Source organism: Bartonella sp. AC62GZZY (assembly GCF_042196525.1).
In the GTDB taxonomy this organism is placed as follows: domain Bacteria; phylum Pseudomonadota; class Alphaproteobacteria; order Rhizobiales; family Rhizobiaceae; genus Bartonella.
The window spans coordinates 1-4909 of record NZ_JBHIQN010000035.1; the positions used below are offsets into that span (position 1 = coordinate 1).

1 protein-coding gene and 1 pseudogene are annotated in these 4909 nt (G+C 37.3%); both read right to left on the reverse strand.

Translation table 11 applies throughout. The features are described 5' to 3' along the window. Positions 1 to 1871, reverse strand: a pseudogene (locus tag ACFIML_RS08810) (hypothetical protein); the annotation flags it as partial. A 1152-nt stretch (positions 1872 to 3023) separates the two neighbouring features. Further along, on the reverse strand, positions 3024 to 4909 hold a 1886-nt coding region (locus ACFIML_RS08815; protein ID WP_375687965.1), incomplete at its 5' end, for a YadA-like family protein.

Here is a 4909-nt window from a genome sequence, read left to right on the forward strand (position 1 = left end):
GCTACCTGATCGCCCAATTTATGAAGCTGGTTACCCGTTACTGCATCCGTCGAGCCAGATTTAATGTCCCCATCTAAAAGAGATGTAAGCTTGCTATTTGCTTTCGCGTCCCCTGATCCATGCGTTGCAACAAAGGCATTCGCCGTTTTGCTCCAGTTCAAGGAATCACTTTTCACATCGGCAATATCTTTGCCTATTTCATTCTTAATATTCGTAAAAGAGCTACCTACACCGGAAAACGCCTCCGCTACATTACCATAGCTTTTCTCTTCATCATGACCTTCAGAATTGATTATTTTAACCTTGAATGTAGGAGCTGTCCATGTGCCATTCTCATATTTAGCGTTACCACCAAAATATGTTGCTACCTGATCGCCCAATTTATGAAGCTGGTTACCCGTTACTGCATCCGTTGAAATAGCAGAAATATCTCCATTTTGGAGAGATGTAATCTTGCTGTTTTCTTTCTTGTCTCCATGTATCGCTACAAAAGAACCTTTGGACTTATCCCACAACAAAGCGTCATTTTTAGCAGCCGTAATGTCCTTTTCAATCTCTTTGCTAATTTCATCCTTAATATTATTAAATTTATCTTTAACATTCTCGAATGAAACACCAACACCGGCAAAGGCAGATGCAACATCGCCATAAGTCGAGTCAGAAACACTACCATCAGATGCAAATTTTTTAACCTTGAATGTAGGTACTGTCCATGCGCCATTTTCATACTTAGCATTACCACCTAAAGATTTTGCAACACTGCTTCCTAGGGTATGAAGCTGAGAACCATTTATGGCATCAGTTGAGGTTGCTGTAATGTCTCCATTTTTAAGAGACGTAATCTTGCTACTTGTATTCTCTTCACCATGTGTCGCCACAAAGGCATTCGCCGTTTTGCTCCAAATTAAAGAATCACTTTTTTCACCAGCAATTTCTTTTGTAATCTCATTCTTAATATTCGTAATGGAATCACCAACACCGGCAAAGGCAGATGCGACACTGTCATAAGTCGAGTCAGAAACACTGCCATCAGATGCAAATTTTTTAACCGTGAATTTAGGTGCTGTCCATGCGCCATTTTCATACTTAGCATTACCACCTAAAGATTTTGCAACACTGCTCCCTAGGATATAAAGCTGGGAACCATTAACGGCATCGGTTGACGTTTTTGAGAGTTCACCAGGAGAAACCATCAAAAGACGCCGTGTCTTACCTTCACTATTCTCAAAAGTTACGTTAGTTACTGCTGAGGTAGGAGCAATAGCTATCACAGATGGCCCATCCTCAGATGGACCATCCTCAGATGGCCCATCCGCTCGGACTAGTTCACGAGATAAGCTTCTTATAAGAGAAAAGCTGTCTGTGTTCTCATACCGATCATCACTTTGAGATGGATTATCTTGTTTTTCCCCAATAGCATGGGGTTCCTTTATCTCAACAATCTGATGATTTAAACCTGCAAAATCATTATTAGTGCCAGAAAATGCATCCGCAACACTTTTATAACCTTCTACATTCTTATAGCCTTCCGTACCTGCAAATGCAGTATCAAAAGCAGCTTTAGTCTGAAACTTAATATTAAGACTTAAGTTCTTGGGAGCATCATACCTCTCCACAAATGCAGAGCCACTATCTCTATACAATTTACTGCCAACTACATAGGCTGGTGGTATACCTTTAAGCGCATTTGTAACACCACTAAAATCGTTTGATACGTCATTTACAATATGAGCAATAGCAAAAACAGGAAAAAGGGTTGATAAAAAAACAATCACTGAAAGTGCTTTAATAAAAGGTAATTGATAAAACAAGCAAGAATTTTTAAAACCATTCACCACTGGCGCCTTTGATGTGGTACATAATTTTTTCATAATAAATTCTCCAAGTAAGAAAAATATATCAAGAACATTAAAAAGACATATTTCAGCACTAAAGGTAATTTGAGGATTTGTTTTTCGTCTGTTCTTTATAAAGCTTAGGTTTTTCGCAAAGATTGAAAGGAGCAGATTAGAACTCCGATGAGATTGCGATTAACGTTGATTAATAGTTTGGTTAGTGAGGTTTTGGTTTATTCTGCCTTTAAGCAAGTTGTTTGTTTGTAGTAATTTCTGAATTTGTGGGTAAGAATAGAGAATGAAAGGGACATATTTGTACGCTACTGTTAGATGTGTGATTTATAGTTATTTGAAATAAAAGAGTTCGTTTTGTATGCTTAATGGACAGTGAATATTTATGAGGGAAAGGTTTAGGTCATTTAGACCCCGTGATAAGTTCAGGTAAAACTTTTATAGGATTATTGTGGTTTTATCACAAGAACAAGTGATTTGTTTCTTGATTTCTTGAGTCATTTTCCTTGAAAGCTTTTAGAGCAAAATGACGATAATCGTGTGATTCTTTCATAACTTTCCGCACCTCCCTTTGCGAGAATTTTTTTGTTCTGTTTGTTCCAGAATGAGTCTTATAGAATTTTAAACAAAATAGCAAGGAGAAAAATGAATTTAATTATTTTTACAGAATGAGTCTTTCTGATTTATGTAACGTAAAATTCTCTATAATAAAAATTCATAACTTTTACGCGTTATAGACTTATGTAGAGGTTCTGTTTTACAGTCAGTTTGAGGTATCTCCGTTTTGTCCAAAATGAGTCTTAGTTTCATTGCCTTCATTGCCACTGCTGTGTACAGAGAAAATAATTAAAATAGTAAAAAGTGAGATTTTTTTGTTTCTTTAAGCATATCCCCCCAATGGATATTTTCTATTAATGAAATTATAAAACGTACAGTTTTAAAATACTGTGCAATTATGCACTCTATCAATTTATATGATAATATTACTCTGCATTTGTAAAATTTTTATTAAAGCGCTTCATTTTTTACTCAATTCAATCTCACTAAAATTATTCCTATAGAATATATTGTGATGAGACTTTATAAGTATATTACTCTGATAATATAAATTCGCCCTTGTCTGATAAGACAAGGGCGAAACTTCGCTTAAATTGTAGTTTTTCATATTCTCTGGTGTTATTTTAATTTTAGAGTTATTCCACCACCTACACCCCACTTACCGCCAGCACTGGTTGCTGATAAATTAGAACGAATCTTGCCATCTTCAGATGTATAACCTGCACCAATCGCAAAGGCAGATTGTCCACGCCAAAAACCGCCACCAAATGAAACACTCACAGATCCTGGGTCATCGAAGTAACGTAAGTTAGACACTGCCAAACCAATCGCTGCTGCTTGCCTAGCCTCTTTGCGCACATTCGTAATATCATAACTTAGTGCGTCAAACTTCATATCGGTATAGGATTTCGCCGCATTAACACCTTCATAGACTTGATCATTCGTATACTTGTTCGCACTTTCAAGGGTAATCCTCATCTGCTCCTCGGTATGCTTGTATAACTGACCACCATTCACTGCGTCCTTAGAGTCTTCTTTAATTTCTCCATCTTTAACATTAGTAATCAAAACAGGCTCACTGTCATCGACACCTTTTAGAGTGATGCTATTGGTTTTCTTTCCGCTATCATCAGTATCATAGCTAACCGCAACATCCACCTTTTTTTCAATGTTTGTTACCCTGTTTGTAACGCTGTTTACCTTGCTTTCAACTTCTGTTACCCTGTTACTCATCTGTGAAAACTGATTGTCATTCACCTCATAAGTTGACTTTTCTAAAATTTCACTAGGAGCAACAGTTACCGTGGTTGAATTATCCTCCTCATCCATAGAATTTTCCGCCTCATCTATGATAAGAGGTAAGCTTCTTAGAAGACGTGCGCTTCTCATAAAAGGAAAGCCTTCTGAAATAATATCCGAAGAATTATCTTGAGGTGTATAACTTTTTTCAATAATACCAACGCTATTCTTTATCGCAACAATCTGATGATTTAAACCTGCCAAAGCACTATTAACGCCAGAAAACGCATTTGCAACATTAGTATAGCTGTTCTCAGTTTCGTTACCATCCTTATCAAAGGCTTTCACTGTAAATGTAGGATCTGACCATTTTCCCTCTTTATTATATCCAGCACCACCGCCAAAATAACGTGCAAATGCCTGAGCCATAAAATAAATTTGACTACCATTTACTGCTTCGGTCGATGTTGCCGTAAATGCACCCCCTTTAACACCAGAGAGAATTCGTGGGAAATTAATACCGTTTGCAATATCTATTCTATCACCACCCCTGTTTCCACCAATCGTAATAAGCCCAACGCTATTTTGCTTAACAAAACTATCACCTGTCACACTTTCGATCTTTTGATTAAGATTCGTAAAAGAACTACTTACACCAGAAAGCGCATCCCCAACATTCTTATAGTTCTTCTCAGCCCCATTACCATTTTCATCAAAAACCTTAACTGTAAAAGTAGGAGCATTCCAGTTTCCATCTGCATCATATCCAGCATTACCACTGAAATAGCTAGCAACTACATTGCTCATAGCATAAGCTTGAGAACCATTGATTGCATCAGTCGATGTTGCTGTAATAGAACCAGCATTAACACCTGAAAGAGTCCGTGCTGCATTATTGACGTTCGCAATACTTACCCTCGTTCCACTCACTTTTCCACCAATGGTAATAAATCCACCTGCATCTTGCTTAACAAGATCATCACCTGTCCCATTAATGACTATATTCTCAATCTTTTTATCAAGATTCGTGAAAGAACTATTTACGCCTGTAAAGGCATCTGCAACATTCTTATAGTCTCTTTCAGCTCCATTACCATCCTTATCAAAGACCTTAACTGTAAAAGTAGGAGCACTCCAGTTTCCATCTGCATCATATCCAGCATTACCACTGAAATAGCTAGCAATCATATTGCTCATAGCATAAGCTTGAGAACCATTGATTGCATCAGTCGATGTTGCTGTAATAGAACCAGCATTAACACCTG